General features: G+C 65.6%; 15 protein-coding genes. 7 read left to right on the forward strand and 8 right to left on the reverse strand.

Translation table 11 applies throughout. From position 1 onward, the window contains the following. Window positions 1–3 precede the first annotated feature (3 nt). The 7 genes from ACTJI4_RS01330 to ACTJI4_RS01360 form a co-directional block, all read right to left on the reverse strand. A complete protein-coding gene (locus ACTJI4_RS01330; RefSeq protein ID WP_392922745.1) occupies window positions 4–282 on the reverse strand; it encodes a CD225/dispanin family protein in 279 nt (92 codons plus the stop codon). A 43-nt stretch (window positions 283–325) separates the two neighbouring features. Beyond that, window positions 326–616, reverse strand: a complete 291-nt coding sequence (locus ACTJI4_RS01335) for a CD225/dispanin family protein (RefSeq protein WP_392922748.1) — start codon at window positions 614–616, stop codon at window positions 326–328. Between the two features lie 152 nt (window positions 617–768). Beyond that, window positions 769–2,658 carry an MFS transporter gene (locus ACTJI4_RS01340; RefSeq protein WP_440868301.1) on the reverse strand — a complete coding sequence of 630 codons (1,890 nt, stop codon included), beginning with the start codon at window positions 2,656–2,658 and terminating at the stop codon, window positions 769–771. A 29-nt stretch (window positions 2,659–2,687) separates the two neighbouring features. Beyond that, entirely contained in the window at window positions 2,688–4,865 is a 2,178-nt protein-coding gene (gene yccS, locus ACTJI4_RS01345) for a YccS family putative transporter (protein ID WP_440868302.1), read from the reverse strand. 116 nt (window positions 4,866–4,981) lie between these two features. Further along, window positions 4,982–8,104, reverse strand: coding sequence for an efflux RND transporter permease subunit (locus ACTJI4_RS01350; protein ID WP_392922757.1), 3,123 nt, complete (start codon window positions 8,102–8,104; stop codon window positions 4,982–4,984). Beyond that, the gene (locus ACTJI4_RS01355; RefSeq protein ID WP_440868303.1) at window positions 8,101–11,331 is read right to left on the reverse strand and encodes an efflux RND transporter permease subunit; all 3,231 of its coding nucleotides are present in this window, start codon (window positions 11,329–11,331) and stop codon (window positions 8,101–8,103) included. The genes ACTJI4_RS01350 and ACTJI4_RS01355 overlap by 4 nt, the downstream gene beginning before the upstream one ends. An 86-nt stretch (window positions 11,332–11,417) precedes the next feature. Then, window positions 11,418–12,665 carry an efflux RND transporter periplasmic adaptor subunit gene (locus tag ACTJI4_RS01360; protein WP_440868304.1) on the reverse strand — a complete coding sequence of 416 codons (1,248 nt, stop codon included), beginning with the start codon at window positions 12,663–12,665 and terminating at the stop codon, window positions 11,418–11,420. A 288-nt stretch (window positions 12,666–12,953) separates the two neighbouring features. Between ACTJI4_RS01360 and ACTJI4_RS01365 the strand changes: the two genes are divergently transcribed. Further along, window positions 12,954–14,270: a M20 family metallopeptidase gene (locus ACTJI4_RS01365; protein ID WP_440868305.1), complete on the forward strand. Its 1,317-nt coding sequence runs from the start codon at window positions 12,954–12,956 to the stop codon at window positions 14,268–14,270. A gap of 41 nt (window positions 14,271–14,311) precedes the next feature. Here the strand turns inward: ACTJI4_RS01365 and queF are convergent, their stop codons facing one another. Then, window positions 14,312–15,130, reverse strand: coding sequence for an NADPH-dependent 7-cyano-7-deazaguanine reductase QueF (gene queF, locus ACTJI4_RS01370; RefSeq protein WP_440868306.1), 819 nt, complete (start codon window positions 15,128–15,130; stop codon window positions 14,312–14,314). Between the two features lie 141 nt (window positions 15,131–15,271). Between queF and ACTJI4_RS01375 the strand changes: the two genes are divergently transcribed. The 6 genes from ACTJI4_RS01375 (at window position 15,272) to ACTJI4_RS01400 (ending at window position 21,482) form a co-directional block, all read left to right on the forward strand. Then, window positions 15,272–15,568 carry a LysM peptidoglycan-binding domain-containing protein gene (locus ACTJI4_RS01375; protein ID WP_440868307.1) on the forward strand — a complete coding sequence of 99 codons (297 nt, stop codon included), beginning with the start codon at window positions 15,272–15,274 and terminating at the stop codon, window positions 15,566–15,568. A 44-nt stretch (window positions 15,569–15,612) separates the two neighbouring features. Beyond that, a complete protein-coding gene (locus tag ACTJI4_RS01380; RefSeq protein WP_392922772.1) occupies window positions 15,613–16,110 on the forward strand; it encodes a hypothetical protein in 498 nt (165 codons plus the stop codon). 168 nt (window positions 16,111–16,278) lie between these two features. Next, a complete protein-coding gene (locus ACTJI4_RS01385; protein ID WP_440868308.1) occupies window positions 16,279–18,504 on the forward strand; it encodes an NADP-dependent isocitrate dehydrogenase in 2,226 nt (741 codons plus the stop codon). Window positions 18,505–18,888: 384 nt separating this feature from the next. Next, window positions 18,889–19,731: a hypothetical protein gene (locus ACTJI4_RS01390; protein ID WP_440868309.1), complete on the forward strand. Its 843-nt coding sequence runs from the start codon at window positions 18,889–18,891 to the stop codon at window positions 19,729–19,731. Window positions 19,732–19,750: 19 nt separating this feature from the next. Continuing rightward, on the forward strand, window positions 19,751–20,206 hold the full coding sequence (locus ACTJI4_RS01395) for a hypothetical protein (RefSeq protein WP_440868310.1): 456 nt from the start codon (window positions 19,751–19,753) through the stop codon (window positions 20,204–20,206). Window positions 20,207–20,528: 322 nt separating this feature from the next. Continuing rightward, window positions 20,529–21,482 (forward strand): hypothetical protein, encoded by a 954-nt coding sequence (locus tag ACTJI4_RS01400; RefSeq protein ID WP_440868311.1) that lies wholly within the window; start codon window positions 20,529–20,531, stop codon window positions 21,480–21,482. Window positions 21,483–21,484: the final 2 nt, after the last annotated feature.

The raw sequence follows: 21,484 nt of genomic DNA on the forward strand, positions 1-21,484 counted from the left end.
CGATCAGTAGTTGCCGCCGCCCATCGCGCCGCCAACGCCCATCACCACGACCAGGATGATGTAGAGCACGATGGCCACGACGCCGATGATGGCCGACCACATCGCCCACTTCTTGGCCTTGTCCGACGACTCGCGCGCACCGGCGATGTCACCGACGGCCAGCTTGCCGTTGACCTGCGCGGCATACACGATCGACACGATGCCGGCCGGCAGGCAGCAGAACAGGGTGGTCAGGATGGCCCAGACCAGATTGTTGGGGACTTGCGGGGCAGTGGTGTTCATCGGTGAAGCTCCATTTTTTTGGGTGGGTTGAACGAAGGGTGTTTCACAGGTCGGAAAGAGCGCCCAGCGCGGCCATGCCGCCAAACAGGCCAAACCACACCAGCAGCAGCACCGGCAGGGCCAGCGCCGATGCCAGGGCCCATCCGCCGGCCTTGCGCGATGCGTCATACGCACCGGCCAGGTCGCCGGCCGCGCGGCGGCCATCGACCTGGGCCGCATACACGATCGACACCACGCCCAACGGCAGGCAGCAGAACAGCGTTGTCAGGATGGCCCAGACCAGATGGTTGGGAACGACAACGCCCGGTGGGGTGGGTGGCGGCAGATGATTCACGTACGACTCCATTCCATTGGCTGTCTCCCGGCGTCTCCCAACGCCAGGGGACATCCCCTATGGGCGGTAATCTACCCGATGTTTCCTGCGATGTATGCGTTTACATGAGCGCCGCAATGGATTTCTTTGCGGAATACCCTGACCCGCCGCTTTCAGCCTTGGTCGCCGCGCAGCGCTCGCACCTGTGCTTCCAGCCCCTCGGCGGTCGCCGTGGCGCCGTCGACCGGCGGTCCGGCGATCACCTCTACGTGGGCGCGCAGGCGTCGTGGCACCCGCATACGCCCCAGGCGCGTATCGCGGCGGCTCCACATGCTGGCCCACATGCCGCGCAGTGCCATCGGCACCACCGGCACCGGTCGGCGCTCGAGGATCTTCTCCACGCCGGATTTGAAGGCCGCCATTTCGCCATCGCGGGTCAGCGCACCTTCGGGGAAAATGCAGACCAGCTCACCTTCGGCCAGCGCCTTGTCCACTTCATCGAACGCGGCCTGCATCAGCGCCGGGTTCTCGCGCGCGCCGGCAATCGGAATCGCCTTGGCGGTACGGAAGATCCAGCGCATCACCGGGATGTTGAAGATCCTGTAGTACATGACGAAGCGCACCGGACGCGGGATCGTTGCCGACAGGATCAGCGCGTCCATGTAGCTGACGTGGTTGCAGACGATCAGCGCCGCGCCCTCGTCAGGCACGTTGGCTTCAATGCCATGCGGGCGCAGCCGGTACAGGAAGCGCACCATCACCCAGCTGAGGAACCGCATCAGGAATTCGGGCACGATGGTGAAGATGTAGATCGCCACCACCGCATTGGCGATCGCCAGCGCCAGGAACAGCTGCGGGATCGTCCAGTGCAGGAATTTCTGCGTGGCCAGCGCGATCATCGCCGCGGCGACGATGAAGCCGGAATTCTGGATGTTGAGCGCGGCGAACACGCGCGACATTTCCGATTTCGGCGTGCGGCTCTGGATCAGCGCGAACAACGGCACCACGAAGAAGCCGGTGAACAGGCCGATGCCCACCAGGTCAACGATGATGCGCATGCTGCCCGGCGCGGCCACGAAGGCGGCTACGCCCAGGCCGGCCGTGGTGGCGGTGCCGGCACGGGCGAAGTACAGGTCCAGCATGAAGGCGGTCATGCCGAAGGCGCCCAGCGGCACCAGGCCGATTTCGACGGTGCGCCCGGACAGCTTTTCGCACAGCAGCGAGCCTACCCCGGTACCAACCGAGAACAGCGCCAGCGCGAAGATGTACAGGGTCGGTTCGCCGCCCAGGTTGACCACCGCGTAGGTGGGCAGCTGCGAGGTGAGCATGGTGCCGACGAACCAGAACCACGAGACGCCCAGGATGGCGTTGGCCACCGCCTTCTGCTTCTTGGCCAGGCGCAGCACCGCCAGCGATTCGGGAATGGGGTTCCAGTTGATCTTCAGGTCGGGCGCGCCGGCATCGACCTTGGGGATCATGCGCGCGGTGATGTTGCCGGCAATGGCCAGCGCGATCACCGCCGTTGCCGCCACGATCGGGCCGAAACTGCCGGCCAGGGTGAAGATGATCCCGCCGCTGATCATCCCGGTCAGGATCGACATCGAGGTGCCCATCTCGACCAGGCCGTTGCCACCGGTGAGCTCTTCGGGCTTGAGCACCGAGGGCAGCACCGAATACTTGACCGGGCCGAACAGGGTGGACTGCAGCCCGGTGCAGAACAGGGCGATGAGCAGGATCGGCATGCTCTGGGTCAGGAAGCCGACCGCAGCCAGGGTCATGATCGCGATCTCCATCGTGGTGGTGATCACGATCAGGCGCGACTTCTCCAGCTTCTCGGCGATCTGCCCGGCCAGGGCGGAGAACAGGAAGTAGGGCAGGATGAAGATGGCCGGTGCCAGCGTGGTGTACAGCGACTGCTCGGCCTGGCTCACGCCGAGGTAGAACAGCAGGCCGATGATGGCCTGGCGGTACACGTTGTCGTTGAACGCCCCCAGCGACTGCACGATGAAGAAGGGCAGGAAGCGGCGCTGGCGGAGCAGGGCGAACTGACTGTGGCCGGACATGGAATCTCCTTGCGAACCGGCGCAGCCTATCACGCAGTCCCGGTACCTATTTCGTTCGCGGCCGCGCGCAGCTTGGGCAGGAGGCGCAGCATCAGGCCGATCTGGGTGCGGATAAGCTGCAGCTTGGGCGGCATCTCATCGCTGACCTGCTCCAGCTGTTCGGCCAGGGCGCGGTCGTCCTCGTTGGCCGCCTCGTCCACCGGTTCGCGCCGTTCCAGCGCACCGGCGATCTGCTGCATGGCGTGCTGCACGCGTTCGCCGCTGGAGCGGGCCAAAGGGTCCTGCGCGTAGCTGTCCACCTGCGCGCGATGGGCGCCGAGCGCGGAAAGATGGCCGAGCAGGGTGTTGGACAGCGCCAGGAAGCGGAAGCCGGCATCCAGGTTGCCGCGCACGTGGCCCGGCTCGCGCAGCATGTTGGACAGCGCGGTGGACAAGGCCGCATCGGCGTTGTGCATATCGCGGCGGGCGATACGGTAGGCCAGGTCGTCCTGCATGCCGCTGCCGTACTGGCCCAGCACCGCCTGCAGGTAGCCGGCGCAGCGTTCAAGCACGCGCGCCATTACCAGGTCGAGGCGGCGGCCCTGCCAGTCGGGCAGGATCAGGAACGCGGCAGCGGCGGCAATCGCGCAGCCCAGCAGGGTATCGACCAGGCGTGGCCAGATCAGCAGGAACCCATCGCCGATGAGGTTGAAGCAGGTCAACGCCATCACGGTGATCGCCGCCGAGGCGACCAGGTAGCGGTCGCTGCGGGTGAAGAAGAACAGCAGTGCGGAAAGCAGGGCGATCAGCAGTTCGATGCGCAGGTCCTGGAACAGCTGCATCAGCGCCCACGTAAGCACCAGCCCGATCAGGGTGCCGGCGATCCGCTGGGCCAGCCGCTGGCGGGTGGCGCCGAAGTTGGGGCGGCACACGAACACGATGGTGAGCAGCACCCAGGAGCCGTTCTGGGCGTTGAACAGGCGGATGGCGGCAAAGCCCACGATCAGCGCAAGCGCCATGCGCAGGCCGTGGCGGAACAACAGCGAGCCGGGTGTGAGCTGCTGGCGGATGCGCACGCCCATTTCGCGCAGGGTATGGGGGTTGGTGTCGCGCAGGCGGGTATCGACGTTGTCCAGGGTGGATTCGGACTGGGCGGCTTCGGACAGGCGGCGTTCGATGCTCTGCAGGTTGTGGCCGAGCAGTTCCAGCGAGGAGAGCAGGCGCTGCCACTGGGGATTGTGCTGGGCGCGCAGCCAGGTGAGGGAGTCGGTGAGGTCGGCGGTGGCCTGGCGGGTGCGGTCGCCGTACTGGAACGGCCGGCGCATGCGGATGGCGGTGCCCAGGTTGGCACAGGCTTCTCCCTGCAGGGCGAGCAGGCGCTGGCAGCGGTAGAGCACGTCGCTGTGGAAGAAGGCGTCGGTGAGCGCGCCATAAGGGTAATGCGAGGAGCTGGCGCGTTCGTGGAAGTCCTGGGCCATGTAATACAGGCGCAGATACAGGCCGGACTGCACGCCGGGCCGGCCGGAGCGGCCGAACCGGGCCAAGATGGCGGTCTTGGCGATGTTGAGCGCTTCAACGACGCGGCGGTTCTGTTCGGCCAGGGCCAGCTGGCGCTTCTGCACGTCGGCATCGCGCACGGGCTCGAACAGGTCGGCCTTGAGCTGGAGGTAGCGGCCCAGTTCGAGGTAGAGGCGGGCGAGGCGTTCGCGAACGGGGCGGTTGGCGAACAGCGCGGTCCACAGAATGGACAGCAGGCCATACCAGAGGGCGCCGGCCAGCAGGTGGCTGACGGCGGTGATGGCCTGGGCGCGGTCGTCGGCGCCGTGCTGTTCGAGGCCGATCATGGTGTAGATGGCCAGGGTGACGGTGGCCTGGGCGATGGAGGCGTAGCGCTCGCCAAGGGCGCCGAGCAGGGTCAGGCCGAAGGTGGACAGGGCGAGGGCGGCAATGAACAGCCATGGCCAGGCGAACAGTTCGACCACCGCGGCCGCCGCCACCACGAAGCACAGCAGGGAGAGCGCGACGGATTTGGTGCGGCCCCACCAGTTGTCGTCGGTTTCGGCAATGGCGCTGGCGATGATGCCGAGGAACACGCCGGGCAGGGCGGGCAGCTGGTCCAGGTGCCAGCACACGCCCATGGCCACGGACAATGCAATGAACACCCGCAGCCCGTAGCTGGCCTTCTCATGCGCCCACAGGCGACTCAGGCGGGATTCTCGGGCGGACATGCGGACTCGCAGGGCGGTGACGCCTCATTATTGCGTCATCGCAGTGAAGCCGACATAGCCGGTTGGTAGGTACCGACCATACCGCGGCAGCGCACGGCCGTTGGTCGTGCGCTGCGTCAGGCGCGTGCAGCGCGCTTGATCATCACCTTTTCGCGCCGGCGCGCACGCCAGCCGCGCCAGTGCTGCTGCAGGCACGAGAAGATCACATACAGCGCCGGCGTGCTCAGCAGGGTCAGGCTCTGCGAGAACAGCAGGCCGCCGATCATCGCGATGCCCAGCGGGCGGCGCAGCTCCGAGCCCTCGCCCAAACCGATGGCCAGCGGTACCGCCGCCAGGATCGCTACCATGGTGGTCATCATGATCGGGCGGAAGCGCACGATGCTGGCCTCGCGCACGGCTTCGAGCGGGCTCTTGCCATGCTCACGCTGGGCCACCACGGCGAAGTCGATCATCATGATCGCGTTCTTCTTGACGATGCCGATCAGCAGCACCAGCGCGATCATCGAGATCACCGACAACTCGGTGTTGGTGACAAACAACGCCAGCAGCGCGCCCACGCCGGCCGCCGGCAGCGTGGACAGGATCGTCACCGGGTGCACCAGACTTTCGTACAGCATGCCCAGCACCAGGTACACGGTGATGATGGCCGCAAGAACCAGGATCAGCATCGAATTGGGGTTGAGCTGCACGTTGAAGCCGCCGCCGTCGCTGATGCGGATGTCGCCGGGCAGGCGCAGCCCGTCCACCGTGGCCTTGATGATCGCCTCGCCTTCGCCGGTGCTCACGCCGGGGGCCAGGTTGTAGCTCAGGTCCATCGTGGTGTATTGGTTCTGGTGGGTGATCTGCGGCGGCGCCAACCCGGGAACCTGGCGCGCCACGGCGGTGATCGGAATCATCTCGCCGTTGCCGGCCCGCACGTGGATCTCATCCAGCGCGCGCGGGGTCGCAGTCTGCTCCGGCAGTGCGTTGACCACCACGCTGTACTGGTTGATGTCCGAATAGATGGTCGAGATCTGGCGCTGGCCGAATGCACCGTACAGCGCACCATCAATCGCACCCACCGACACGCCAAGGCGCGCGGCCTTGGCCCGATCGATCTCGATGTTCTGGCGCAGGCCGGCGGTATCCACGTCGGTGCCGACGTCGCGCAGCATCGGGTTCTTCTTCAGTGCCGCCTGCACCTTGGGCAGCCATTCCTGAAGCTGGGCCAGGTCGTTGCCCTGCAGCGACACGCGATACTGCGCACCCTGGCTGTTGCCTCCGCCGCCGTCGCTGGGAAGATCCTGGATCGCGCGCAGGCGCAGTTCCAGGTCCGGGTAACGGTCGGCCTTGGCACTCAAACGGGCCAACGCCTGCGCCGTGGTTTCGCGGCGGCCTTCCTTGCGCGTCTTCAGCTCGATGTTGAACTGCGCGCTCGATCCCTGGCGGCCGCTGCCCAGGCGCACGCCCACGGTCTTCACCGCCGGGTCGGCCATCAGCATGTCGGTGATGCGCCGTTGGCGGTTGACCATGTCCTCGAACGAGACCGTGGCGCTGGAATTGGCGCGGCCCCAGATCAGGCCGGTGTCCTGCGGCGGGAACGAGCCCTTCTTGACCGCGCCGGCCAGCATCACCGTGGCCACGATCAGCAGGATCGGGGTCAGCGACAGCAGCAGCGCATGCCGCAGCGAGAAATCCAGGCACACGGTATACAGGCGCAGCATGCGGTCGTGGGTGGCATCCAGGAAGCGGCCGATCCGCGAAGGCTTGTCCGGTTCGGTGTGCGCGCTCAGGAAGCGGCTGCACAGCGCCGGGGTGAGCGTGAGCGAGACGATCATCGAAACCACGATGGCCGCCACCAGGGTCACGGTGAACTCGCGGAAGAACGCACCCACCATGCCGCTGGCAAACAGCAGCGGAATGAACACCGCCACCAGCGAGGCGGTGATGGAAACGATGGTGAAGCCGATCTCGCGCGCGCCGGTCAACGCTGCCTGCATGCGCGGCATGCCTTCGTCGAGATGACGCATGATGTTCTCGATCACCACGATCGCATCGTCCACCACGAAGCCGATCGCGATCACCAGCGCCAGCAGGCTCAGGTTGTTTAGGGTGAAGCCGAACACGTACATCACCAGCGCGGCACCGGCCAGTGACAGCGGCACGGTGATCGCCGCGATCAGGGTCGGCGCCAGCCGGCGCAGGAACAGCGCCATGGTCAGGACCACCATGGCCAGGCTGATCAGCAGGGTGATCTGCACTTCATGCAGCGACGAGCGGATGGTCGGGGTGCGGTCGAAGTACGGGGTGAGCGTGGTGCCCGGCTGCAGGTAGTCGCGCAGCATCGGGATCTGCGCCTTGACCCGGTCCACCGTCTCCACGATGTTGGCCCCGGCGCGGGTGAACACGTACATCACCACCGCCGGTTTGTGGTCGAACCACGCGGCCTGGTAGGCATCCTGCTGGCCGTCGTAGACATTGGCCACGTCCTTCAGGCGAATCACCCGGCCATCGTCCTGGGTCTTGATCACCAGGTTGGCGAAGTCGGCCGCGCGCGCCACCGAATCGTTGGCGATGATCGCCGTGGTGGTGTTGCCATCGCTCAGGAACCCGGTGGGGGAGGTCACGTTGGCTGCACGCACCGCATTGCGCAGGTCGTCCGGGGTGAGGTTCAGCGCGTTGAGCAGGCGCAGGTTGACGTCCACCCGCACCGCTGGGGTGGAAGCGCCGGCAATATCCACCGACGACACCCCGCTGATCTGGCGGATGCGCTGGGCCAGCAGCGAATCGGCCACGTTGTACAGCTCATCGGCCGACTGCGTCTGCGACGTCAGCGCGATGGCGATCACCGGATCGTCGTTCGGGTTGGCCTTCTGGAACATCGGCGAGCCCAGCCCGGAGGGCAGGTCGGCCTGGGCCGAGTTGATGGCGGTCTGCACGTCCAGCGCGGCTGAATCGATGTCGACCCCGCTCTGGAAGATCATGAAGACCAGCGAACTGCCTTCGGAACTGGACGAGCGCATCTGGTCCACCCCGGGCAGCTGGCCCAGGTGGCGCTCCAGCGGCGCGGTGACCGTGGACGCCATGGTGGTGGCGTCCGCGCCAGACTGGCTGGCGTGCACGAAGATCACCGGAATCTGGATGTTCGGCAGCGCCGACACTCCGAGCTTCAGGTAGCACATCAACCCGACCACGAACAGGCCGATGGCCAGCAGCGCGGTACCGATCGGGCGGCGGATGAACGGACCGGAGATGTTCACGCGCGGTCCTGTGCGGTGGCGTTGCGCAGGGCGCGCTGTTCACGGCGCTCGCGCAGCCATTCGGAGTAGCGCTCCATGTACAGGTAGATCACCGGCGTGGTGTACAGCGTGACCAGCTGCGAGATCAGCAGGCCGCCTACGATGGCGATACCGAGCGGGCGGCGCAGCTCCGAACCGATGCCGGTGCCCAGTGCCAACGGCAACGCGCCCAGCATGGCCGCGGCGGTGGTCATCATGATCGGGCGGAAGCGCAGCAGGCAGGCGCGGCGGATCGCTTCGTGCGCGTTGGCACCGGCGCGGCGCGCCTCGATGGCGAAGTCCACCATCATGATGCCGTTTTTCTTGACGATGCCGATCAGCAGCACGATGCCGACGATGCCATCCACCGACAGGCTCAGCCCGCACACCATCAGCGCCAGCAGCGCACCGACGCCGGCCGGAGGCAGGGTGGAGATGATCGTGATGGGATGGATGTAGCTCTCGTACAACACGCCCAGCACGATGTAGATCACCACCAGCGAAGCCAGCAGCAGCCACACCACGTCAGTCTGGCTGCCGGTGAACTCGGCCGCCTTGCCGATGAACTGCGCGTGCACCTGCGACGGCATGTCCAGGCTGGCACGGGTTTCTTCAATCGCCTTGACCGCATCGGACAGCGAATAGCCCGGAGCAATGTTGAACGACACCGTCACCGCCGGCAGCTGCTGCTGGTGGCTCACCACCAGCGGAGTGCTGGTGACCTTGCCTTCGGCCAGCGCGGCCAGCGGGATGATGTTGCCCGCACCCACCGGAATGCCCGTGTTCTGCGCGCCGATGCCGGTGGCAGTGGACGAGTTGGACGAGGTGACCTGGCCGAAGTTGGTGGCATTGCTGCCGGTCAGCGCGCCGGCGCCGTTGGACGCCACCGCCAGCTGGTTCATCAACGCAGTGCTGGTGCGGAACTCAGGCGCTACTTCCAGTACCACGCGGTACTGGTTGAGCTCGGTGAAGATGGTGGAGATCTGGCGCTGGCCGAAGGCGTCGTACAGGGTGTCGTCGATGGTCTGCATCGGCACGCCCAGCACGCTGGCCTTGTCGCGGTCGATGTTCAGCTCCAGCGCGCGGCCTTGGTTGGACAGGTTGTTGTCCACGTCTGCCAGTTCCGGGCGCTGGCGCAGCGCCTCGGTCAGGCGGGTGGCCTGCAGCGCAACCTGCGCGCTGTCCACGTCCGACAGCGAGTACTGGTACTCGGTGGCCGCCACGCGGGTATCCAGGGTCACGTCCTGCACCGGCTTGAGGTAGAGCGCCACCCCAGGAATGTCGGCCACGGCCTGCTGCAGGCGCGGCAGGATCTCTTCCAGGCCGTCACGGTCGCCGCGCTCTTTGAGCACGATCGACAGCTGGCCCTGGTTGAGTGTGGGGTTCATGCTGCCCGCGCCGATGAAGGCCGCCACGCCGGTTACAGCCGGGTCCTTGCGCAGCGCCTCCGCCACCGCCTTGGTGCGTTGTTCCATCTGCGGGAAGGCGATGTTCTGGTCGGCCTGGACCACGCCGGTGATCAGCCCGGTGTCCTGTTCGGGCAGCAGGCCCTTGGGAATCACGATGTACAGCACCACGGTCAGTACCAGCGCGCCGGCGGCCACCGCCAGGGTCATGCGCTGGTGGCCCAGCACCCAGTCCAGGCTGCGCTCGTACAGGCCTACGGTGCGGCTCCACACGGTCTGCTTGCCAGCCGCGTGTGCACGCTCATGCGCGTCCTCGCCTTCGGGCAGCGCGTCGGGCTTGAGCAGGTAAGCGCACATCATCGGGGTGAGCGTCAGCGAAATCAGCATCGACAACACCACCGCGATGCTCAGCACCCATGCGAACTCATGGAACAGCCGGCCGGTCACCCCGGGCATCAGCAGCAGCGGCAGGAACACCGCCACCAGCGACACGGTCAGCGACAGCACGGTGAAGCCGATCTGGCGTGCGCCGATCTCGGCCGCTTCGGGGCCGCTCTTGCCCTGTTCGATGTAGCGCACGATGTTCTCGATCATCACGATCGCATCGTCGACCACGAAGCCGGTGGCCACCACCAGCGCCATCAGCGAGAGGTTGTCCAGCGACATGCCGGCAAAGGCCATCACCCCGAAGGTGCCCGCCAGCGACAGCGGCACCGCCACCGAGGGAATGATCGTGGCCCAGAGGCGGCGCAGGAACACGAAGATCACCGCCACCACCAGGCCGATGGTGAGGATGAGCGTGAACTGCACTTCATGCACCGAGGCGCGGATGGTTTCGGTGCGGTCCGAGAACACCTCCAGGTGCACGTCGGCCGGAAGCACGTTCTGCAACTGCGGCATCAGCGCGCGGATGCGCTCCACCGTCTGCACGATATTGGCGCCGGGCTGGCGGCGGATTTCCAGCAGCACCGCCGGCTTGCCATCGGCCCATGCGGCAAGCTGGTCGTTCTCCACGCCATCGACCACCTCGGCCACGTCCGACAGTCGTACCGGCGCGCCGTTCTTGTAGCTGATGATGGTCTCGCGGTATTCGGCCGCGCTGGTCAGCTGGTCGTTGGTGCCGATGCTGTAGGACTGGGTCTTGCCGTTGAGCGAGCCCTTGGGTGCGTTGACGTTGGCCTGGGTCAGCGCGCTGCGCAGGTCTTCCAGGGTCAGGCCCATGTTGGACAGCTGCGCCGGATTGACCTGGATGCGCACGGCCGGGCGCACATTGCCGGCAATCGAGACCAGGCCCACGCCCTGCACCTGCGACAGGCGCTGGGCCAGGATCGAGTCGGCGTAGTTGTTCACATCGCGCAGCGGGCGCGTGTCGGAGGTGAGCTTGAGGGTGATGATCGCCGCGTCGGCCGGGTTCACCCGGTTGTAGACCGGCTGGTAAGGCAGCGACGAGGGCAGGGTGGCCTGTCGGATGGCGGCCTGCACGTCCTGGGCGGCGATATCGATGTCCCGGTCCATCGAGAACTGCAGGATGATCGTGGACAGGCCCGCCGACGAATCGGAGGTCATCAGCTCCAGCCCGGAGATCTGGCCGAACTGGCGCTCCAGCGGCGTGGTCACCAGCGAGGCCATGGTGGTGGCGTTCGCACCCGGATACTGGGTGGTGACCACAAGGCTGGGTGCATCGATTTCCGGAAGCGCCGACACCGGCAGCTGGCGGTAGCCGAGGATGCCGAGCAGCAGCAGGCCCGCCATCAACAGCGAAGTGGCGATGGGGCGGCGGATGAAGATCGTCGAAAAGCCCACGGGCGGATCCTTGCTGTTACGTCAGACGGCGATGCGGGAAGCGAACGCCGGCCACCCGGCCGGCGTTACCTGTGCGACGCGCGCGGTCAGCGCGGGCCGCCGCCACGGCGGCCACCGGGGCCGCCCTGTTTCTGCGCGGCGGCTTTGAGCTCGGCCTCGGTCGGTGCGGCCGGGGTTTCACCCGGCTTCAGTGCCGTGACCTTGCTGCCGGGCTTGAGCCGGAACTGGCCTTCGCTGACAACGCGCTCGCCGCCTTTCAGGCCTTCGGTGATCTGGATGTTGCTGTCGCCCACTTCCACGCCGCTCTTCACGGTCTGCATGGCCACCGTGTTGTCCGGCTTGACGATGTACACGTACTCGCCATCGGGGCCTCGCATCACCGCCTGGGTCGGGATGACCACGCCACCGGCGATGGTGCGCAGCTGCATGCGCACGTTGACGAACTGGCCCGGCCACAGGCTGTTGTCTTTATTGTCGAACAGGGCGCGCGCGCGGAAGGTGCCGCTGTCGCTGCTGATCTGGTTGTCCACCACGTCCAGCGTGCCGCCGTCGGTGAGCACGTGCGAATCGTTGCGGTCCAGCGCGGCAATCGTCACCGGGCCGGCCTGCTGGGCTTGGCGCACGTCCGGCAGCTGGCGTTCGGGCAGGTTGAACACCACGTGGATCGGGTGGATCTGGGTCAGGGTGACCAGCGCGGTACCGGCGCTGACCACGTTGCCGGCGTCCACGGCACGGATGCCGGCAATGCCGGAAATGGGCGCGGTCACGCGGGTGTACTGCAGCTGCACCTGGGCCGCGCGCATGCTGGCTTCATTGGCCGCCACCGCGCTTTCGTACTGGGCCACCTGGTTGCGCTGGGTGTCCAGGTCGGTCTTGGCGACGTACTGGCGGTATTCGGGCGAATTGGAGCGCTGGTAGTTCGAGCGCGCCGTGGCCAGCTGGGCCTGGTTCTGCTTCTTGGCCGCCGCGGCTTCGTCAAAGCTGGCCTGAAGCGTGCGCGGATCGATCTGCGCCAGCAGGTCGCCCTGCTTCACTTCCTGGCCTTCCTTGAAGTTCAGGCTGATCAGCTGGCCGCCCACCTGCGGGCTTACGGTCACGGTGTTCATCGCGCTCACCGTGCCGAGCGCGCTGGCGTAGACCGGCACGTCCTGGCGGGCCGCGTCGATCACCGTCACCGGAACCGGGCCGGTATCGCGTTCGCCGTCCTTGCCGGCCCCGGCCTGCGCCCCTGGCCTGGCATCCTTGCCCTTGCCACCGTTGAGCAGGTGCATGCCGACCAGGCCCACCACCAGCACTGCGATCACCAGCAGCACGATCTTCCAGAAACGCGACATTCAAAACTCCTGAGGCTGGCGAAGGGCGGGGCCCGGTTGGCAGTGGCAAAGCATACCCGCCACCCGTGACCTTTCATGCATGACAAATGGGACGGGCGGTCAGACCCGCAGCGGCCTTCAAGGTTCAACAGGTAACCCCGGCGGCCCGACCGCGCCTGAAGGGGGAGCGCCGAATGCGGGTCGGCTGCCTTCCCGGACAACGTTCGGCCGCGCCGAAAGTTACAGCGAAAACCAGCTTGATGCCCTACATTCAGGTTCAACCCCATGGAACCCCCGCCGGAGACCCGAATGCCCCGTCTTTCGCTGCTGCTGTCCGCCCTGCTGCTCGCCTCGCCCGCGCTGGCCGCCACCGCCCCGGCAGAACGCCCGGAAGTCACCGCCGCCGCCGCTCGTCTGCAAGCCCAGGTGGTGCAGTGGCGCCGCGATTTCCACCAGCACCCGGAGCTGTCCAACCGCGAAGAGCGCACCTCGGCCAAGGTGGCCGACCAGCTGCGTGCGATGGGCCTGAAGCCCAGGACCGGCATCGCCCATCACGGCGTGGTGGCGATCATCAAGGGCGGCAAGCCCGGCCCGCGCATTGCCCTGCGCGCGGACATGGACGCGCTGCCGGTCACCGAACAGACCGGCCTGCCGTTTGCCTCGAAGGCCACCAGCACCTATCGCGGCGAACCGGTGGGCGTGATGCACGCCTGCGGCCATGACGCCCACACCGCCACCCTGCTCGGCGTGGCCGACGCGCTGGTGAAGATGCGCGAGAGCCTGCCCGGTGAAGTGATGCTGATCTTCCAGCCTTCCGAAGAAGGCGCGCCGCCGCCGGAAGAGGGCGGTGCCGCGTTGATGCTCAAGGAAGGGCTGTTCGCCGACTTCAAGCCGGATGCCGTGTTCGGCCTGCACGTGTTCTCCAGCGTCCAGGCCGGGCAGATCGCGGTGCGTGGCGGCCCGCTGATGGCCGCCTCGGACCGCTTCGGGATCAAGGTAATCGGCCGCCAGACGCATGGTTCGGCACCGTGGAACGGGGTCGACCCGATCGTGGCCACCGCTGACCTGGTCGGTACCGCGCAGACCATCGTCAGCCGCCGCTCCAACATCTCCAGGCAACCGGCGGTGGTGTCCTTCGGCGCGATCAAGGGCGGCATCCGCTACAACATCATTCCCGACGAAGTAGAGATGGTGGGCACCATCCGCACCTTCGACGAAGGCATGCGCCAGCAGATCTTCGCCGACCTGCGCAACGTGGCCGAGCACACCGCAGCCGCGCACGGCGCCAAGGCGCAGACCGAGATTTTCGAGGCGGAAGGAAACCCGGCCACGGTCAACGATCCGTCGTTGACCGCGCGCATGCTGCCCAGCCTGCAGGCCGTGGTCGGCGAAGCCAATGTCTACGAGCCGCCGCTGCAGATGGGTGCCGAGGACTTCTCGCTGTATGCCCAGCAGGTGCCGGGCATGTTCTTCTTCGTCGGCTCCACCAGCGAAGGCATCGACCCGGCCACCGCCCCGGCCAACCATTCGCCGAAGTTCCTGCTGGACGAGAAGGCGCTGGACGTGGGCCTGCGCGCCTTGCTGCAGGTGAGCCTGGATTTCCTCAACGCGCCGAAGGCGGGTTGAGGTCGCACGACTACTGGCGCCGCACGACCAACGGTCGTGCGCTACTGGCGCACGTCCCGAACGGTCCGCGCTGGGTGCGCGATCCCCGCGCTGGCCCGCCATGGGTTGATGTCCAACCCACCGCGACGCGTATAGCGGGCCTCCACTTCCAGCCACTCCGGCTGGCAGCGCAGGGTGAGCTCGTTGAAGATGCGCTCCACGCACTGCTCGTGGAATTCGGCATGTTCGCGGTAGCTCACCAGGTAGCGCAGCAGGCCTTCGCGGTCGATCCGCGGGCCGCGGTAGCGCACGCTCACGCTGGCCCAGTCCGGTTGCCCGGTGACCGGGCAGTTGGACTTGAGCAGCGCCGAACTCAGCGTTTCGGTCACTACCTGGCCAGCATTGGCCGAGAGGTACTCGGGCGCCGGCGGACCGTAGCGCTCGATCGCCACATCGAGCCCATCCAGTGATTCGCCTTCCGCGGCGTCCACCAGCGGGGGCACCCCGAACACCACCGTCACCACTGCTCCGGCGCAGGCCGAGAGATCACCGGCAATCCGATGGCGCGCCTGCTCGTCGTCGTCGAAGCGGGTGCTGTTGAGCGAGTTGAGGTAAAGCTTGAACGATTTGGATTCGATCAGGTTCGGCGAGGTGCACGGCACGCTGATGGTGGCCACCGCCACGCGCGGCTTGCCACGCCGGTCCAGCCAGCTCAGCTCGTAGGCCTGCCAGCGGTCATGGCCGATGAAGGGGAGGTGGGCCTCGTCCACGCCGATTTCCTCGCGCGCGGCGCGGCGCGGGATCGGAAAGAGCAGGGACGGGTCGTACTGGGAAGGGTAAGCAACCTCGCGACCGAGGCTGGAGTCCTGGGGAGTATTCATGCGGCCATTTTAGCGTGGCCGGCCCCCGCCAGCCGCCCTGTTCAGAAAACCTCCCGAACCCTTCACACCTGCGCCATGCCCCATTAACAAGGCCTGTGACACCTTGCGATCCAAGGCTGTTCCATTCAAGGGAGCGTGTGGATGAGTACCGACAAGAAGGCTGATTTCTCCGGCGTCACCTCCAGCGTGGATACCTCCGCGCAGAAGGTGGAAAAGGCCGATTTCTCCGGCGTGACCTCCTCGGTGGACACCACTGCCGAAAAGGTGGGCGGCGGCACCTACACCGTCCAGAAGGGCGACACCCTTTCCAAAATCGCCAAGAACGAGCTGGGCGACGCGAACGCCTGGCAGAAGATCTTCGAGCTCAACAAAGACGTGCTGAAAGATCCGGACAAGATCTTCCCGGACCAGGTACTCAAGTTGCCGCCGAAGAGCTGAGCCGTTCGCCTCGCAATCCGACTTTATTCCCAGGGAGGAATTCCATGAAGAAGACATCCATCAGCACCACCGTACTCGCCGCCGCGCTGGCCACCGTGGCCCTGGTCGGCTGCAAGAAGAAGGAAGACACCGCCGACAACAACGCCCAGCCGGCCACGCCGGTTGCCACCACCCCGGCCGAGCCGGCCGCGCCGCAGCCGATGACTGCGGCCGCACCCGTCACGGTGACCGCCATCACGGTGGGCACTACCGCTGCGGCGGACAAGACGGTTGCACCGGTGGCACTGATCACGCCGCGGGACGCAATCATCGTCTCGTTCCGCACCGATGGCACTGCCAACAACGTGAACACCACCGCCAAGTTGACCTATCAGGATGGTCAGGTGGCCGGTGAGCAGAGCCAGGTCCTGAACACCACGGGTGCCGAAACCACCAACGTCACCTTCAAGAATGCCAATGGCTGGCCGGCAGGCAAATACCGCGCGGAAGTCATGGTAGATGGCAAGGCGGCTGGAACGCCGCAGGAGTTTGAGGTCAAGTAAGTCCTGCCGACTCTCTCCCGGCTAGGGCTCACGATGGACGCAGCCGCGAGGCTGCGTCTTTTTTGTTTGTGCCACACAGCGTTCCAATACCGCCGCGTATGGCATGGCTTTGCTCCCCGGGGCTGAAACCGCGACAATGCGGGGGTTACCCGGAGAGCACTGTCCCCCATGTCGAACACGCCCAAGATTCTGTACACGCTTACCGATGAAGCCCCGTTCCTGGCCACCCAGTCGCTGCTGCCGATCGTCGAGGCCTACACCGCCACTGCCGGCATCGCGGTCGAAACCCGCGACATTTCGCTGTCCGGCCGCATCCTGGCGCTGTTCCCGGATTTCCTGAAGGACGACCAGAAGGAAGCCGACCACCTGGCCGAGCTGGGCCAGCTGGCGACCACCCCGGACGCCAACATCATCAAGCTGCCCAACATCAGCGCCTCGGTGCCGCAGCTGAAGGCGGCCATCAAGGAACTGCAGGATCAGGGTTATGCCCTGCCGAACTACCCGGACGTGCCTACCGACGAGGTCTCGCGCGACATCAAGGCGCGCTATGACAAGGTCAAGGGCAGCGCGGTGAACCCGGTGCTGCGCGAAGGCAACTCCGACCGCCGCGCGCCGCTGTCGGTCAAGAATTACGCCCGCAAGCACCCGCACCGCATGGGCAAGTGGTCGAAGGACTCCAAGTCGCATGTCGCGCACATGGACGGCGGCGATTTCTACGGCAGCGAAAAGTCGGCCACCCTGGCTACCGCCGGGACCCTGAAGATCGAACTGCAGCAGGCCGACGGCACCACCGTGGTGCTGAAGGAAAAGACCGCCGTCAAGGCCGGTGAGATCGTCGATGCCGCCGTGATGAGCCGCAACGCGCTGGCCGCGTTCGTACAGGCGCAGATCGCCGATGCCAAGGCCAAGGGCGTGCTGTTCTCGCTGCACCTCAAGGCCACCATGATGAAGGTCTCCGACCCGATCATGTTCGGCGTGGTCGTTGAAGAGTTCTACAAGGACGTGCTGGCCAAGCACGCCGACGTGCTCAAGCAGGCCGGCTTCGATCCCAACAACGGCATCGGCGACCTGTACGCGCGCCTGCCGCAGCTGCCCGAAGCCATCCAGGAAGCGATCAAGGCCGACCTGGCTGCCGAGTACGGCAAGCGCCCGGGCCTGGCCATGGTCAATTCCGACAAGGGCATCACCAACCTGCACGTGCCCAGCGACGTCATCGTCGATGCCTCGATGCCGGCGATGATCCGCGACTCCGGTGGCATGTGGAATGCCGACGGCAAGCTGCAGGACACCAAGGCCGTCATTCCTGACCGTTGCTACGCGGGCGTGTACCAAGCCGTAATCGACGACTGCATTGCCCACGGCGCCTTCGACCCGGCCACCATGGGCTCGGTGCCGAACGTCGGCCTGATGGCGCAGAAGGCCGAAGAATACGGCTCGCACGACAAGACCTTCCAGATTCCGGCCGACGGCACCGTGCGCGTCACCGACGATGCCGGCAACGTGGTGTTCGAACACGCCGTGCAGACCGGCGACATCTGGCGCATGTGCCAGACCAAGGACGCCCCGATCCAAGACTGGGTCAAGCTGGCCGTGAACCGCGCCCGCCTGAGCAGCACCCCGGCCGTGTTCTGGCTGGATGCTTCCCGCGCACACGATGCGCAGGTGATCGCCAAGGTCGAGACCTACCTCAAGGACCACGACACCAACGGCCTGGACATCCGCATCCTGGCCCCGGTGGAGGCGACCGCGTTCTCGCTGGAGCGCATCCGCAAGGGTGAAGACACCATTTCGGTGACCGGCAACGTGCTGCGTGATTACCTCACCGACCTGTTCCCGATCATGGAACTGGGCACCAGCGCCAAGATGCTCTCCATCGTGCCGCTGATGGCCGGTGGTGGCCTGTTCGAAACCGGTGCCGGTGGTTCGGCTCCCAAGCACGTGCAGCAGTTCGTGGAAGAAGACTACCTGCGCTGGGATTCGCTGGGTGAATTCCTGGCCCTGGCGGCCTCGCTGGAGCACCTGGGCAACCGCTACGGCAATGCCGGTGCGACGGTGCTGGCCAAGACCCTGGACCAGGCCAACGGCCAGTTCCTGGACAACGACAAGTCGCCCTCGCGCAAGCTCGGTGGCATCGACAATCGCGGCAGCCACTTCTACATCGCGCTGTACTGGGCCCAGGCCCTGGCTGCACAGGATGACGATGCTGCGCTGAAGGCCCGCTTCGCCCCGCTGGCGAAGGCACTGGCCGACAACGAGCAGGCCATCGTTGGCGAGCTGATCGCCGCGCAGGGCAAGCCGGTCGACATCGGCGGCTACTACCGCCCGGACGTGGCCAAGGCCAGCAAGGCCATGCGCCCGAGCAGCACGTTCAACCAGGCATTGGCCGCACTGTAAGGCTCGATTCCGCCCTCGTGGCGATCGAAAGTTAAAACCCGCGCTTCGGCGCGGGTTTTTTTTGCGCATCACTCGCGGCTGCTGATCGTGGAATCCGGGAGGCGTAAGGCTTCCTCTCTGCTGCGAGGAGCGGAATAGCTGACTCATACAGAGGAGCATTCTGACCTTCAAGGCGGGAACGCTCTGATGTTCAAGGGCAGACGCAAGGCATAACGTCTTACCACCACGTAACCGATGAGAGTTCTCGGGAACTGTTGGTGAAACTCAACAGCCTGGGAACGGTCGGTCGGGGCAATGGTCGATTACCGCGTTGAATCGATCGCCTAACGGCGACACCGGCCGACGCGACACGGGTCGGTCAGATTTTGAATGGAGGTCCTACAGATGGCGAAGCTACTTCATGGAATCGCATTGGCAATGCTGCTGGGCGGCTGTGGCAATAGGGATGGGCCTGAAGCGCCATCAAGTGACCGCGGCCAGCCACCGTCCGGCGCATCAACGGATGCCAAGCGAAACCCAGGCGCAATGATGCACACCATGCCCGTCGACCCCGAGACTCGCTACGGGATTGTGAAAACACCTCTGAGCGGCCGCGCGTTCAATGTACGGGACTTCGGCTCGGCACCCGAGGGTAATGCGGCTTCTGTAATCCGCGGATTGGAGCCGCTGGCGCGCGCGGGAAACGGCAAGGCGTCCTACGAAATCTATCTGAAAATCTCGCAATGCATGCCCCTCATGGGACCGAGCGGCGGAGCGCCATCTTCGTTGGATGCGAAAAGTGAAGCGGAGTGTCGAGATATCCCGGTGGAGTATCTGGCAGCAAGGTCGGACTGGCTTCGATTGGGTGCCGAGCAAGGCCATCTAGGCGCACAGCTCGTGTTCGTGGCCGATCCGGAACAGGTACTTGGTGGTACCCAGGAAATTTTCAAAAATCCTCATGCGGTTGTCGACTACAAGCGGCAAGCGATGGAATACCTGGGATCTGCTGCCGATCGCGGAAGCATTGATGCACTGATGCAGCTCGGCAACGGCTACCAGGTCGGGGTGATGACCGAGCAAGACAACACCACCAGCTATGCCTACTACCTGGCGGCAGAGCGCGCTGCTCCAGGCGCGGTATCAAGCAATCGACTGCAGTGGCTTCGGGATAGATTGAATGCTGCGCAGATCGGGGAATCAAACACAAAGGCAAAGGAGATTTACGATGAATGTTGCGCTAGTCACTAACACCAAACGATCAAGACCCATGAAGATTGTAGCAGCCATGGCCTTGCTGACCGCCACAGCAGTGGGCTGCTCGATGTTGTATGCGTTCAATAGAGGGCCAATCGTCTGCGACAACAATTGCGAAGTGCGTTCGCCAATCATAGATTCCGCAACGCAGGAGTTCCTGGAGAGGAATCTCGCACCCATCGACGGTTGGGTTCCCATGTGGATGCATGCGACGGGTACAAGCTACATGATCTGCAACGCGACCTATTGCGCGACCTACGTACAAAATTTCAATGGTCACTACGTAACTGAAAAGAGGGTGCCTATCGATCCATCGCCGGGCGGAATTGGTAGCGGCAACGGGAATCCGGGTGGTGGCTCAGGTGGCGGTGGTGGTGGGTCGGGCGGCGGTGGTGGTGGTGGCGGTGGATCCGGAACAGTTACGGTTGGTGAACCCGATCAGGTCAGGCCCCCCACTCACGAAAATTAGCGGTTGGTGCTCCTTCCCGCACCTCAGGCGCCTATATGGTCGTTGTGGTGTGCGGCAGGAGGCCGTGCTTAGGCACGGGCTTTCCTGATTTGGCTGTATTTACGTGAGACGCCTCGGGGTCTACTGGCACGCTGTCGGCCGGCGTGAAAGATAAAACGGCATGAAACTTGCCTGTAGCAGCGCCCCCGCGTTGCAATATTTTTGGCCAGATGTCCACACTCAAAGTGTGCAATCCATCACCCATGGTGGCCAGACCCATGGCATAGGCTAGCGACGATATCTCAGCAATGGCTGTGATCTCTCACAACCCAGGGGGAAGGCGATGGCCAGGGTGCTGGTGGTCGGATCGGATGTCCAGGGAGAACGGGCGTTGCTGCAGCGGCTGCGCGTGGCCGCGTCATTGCCGCCCGAGACCGTGCGCAGCTGTCGCGATCTTGATGAGTGCGACCTGCTGGTGATCAAGGACACCCCTGCGTTGCGCAATGCCGCCTTGCGCATGGTGCGCGAACGACCGCGCATCCAGTTCTGGATCGAAGACCAGGACGGCCACCTGCGCCAAGGGCAGGGCGACAACCGTGGCGTGCTGGACGACAACGCCATCGAACATGCGTTGCGGCGCATGCCGGACGAACCCACCAGCATCGACGAACCATGCACCGCGCGCGGCGCCAAGGCCATCACCCGCGCGCTGCGCGAAAGCCTGCCCGCTCGCCAGGGCCATGCGCTGCTGGCATTGGACGGCGAGCCGCGCGTGCTGTTGGATATCGTGCACGACCAGATGGTGGTGCCGGCCGGTGTGGATGCCGCAGACCTGGCGCAGCACCTCTCCGATACCTTCGAATCACTGTCGCTGCATGGCATCTCCGCCCGGCGCTACCAGCAGCTGTCCGGCGCGCTGCCGCGCCAGCCGCTGCGCCCGCTGCTCTGGCAATGGGGGCTGCGCCCAGCGCACTGGCACGACCTCGATGCACGCCTGCAGCGCCACGCAAGAGTAAAGCTCCTGCGCTGGCCGGACTTCCGCGTGCTGGGGCACCAGCACGACAGCTTCCGGCTGTGTTCGCTGCTGCTCAAGCGTGCGTGCAGGGTGGACGAATGCGCGCAGCTGCTCGACGTGCCGGCCGACGCCGTGCGCAGCTTCGTGCATCCTGCCTACCTGTGCGGGTATGCCGCCCTGGAAGACACCGCCGCCCCCGCACCGCTGCCGCGCCGCGACAGCGACGGCGGCACCCTGCTGGCCCGGATGTGGCGCAGCGTGCGCCAGCGCGGCGGGGGTTGAGC

Origin of the sequence: Stenotrophomonas sp. 22385, assembly GCF_052045085.1 — a bacterium.
Classification (GTDB): Bacteria; Pseudomonadota; Gammaproteobacteria; order Xanthomonadales; family Xanthomonadaceae; genus Stenotrophomonas.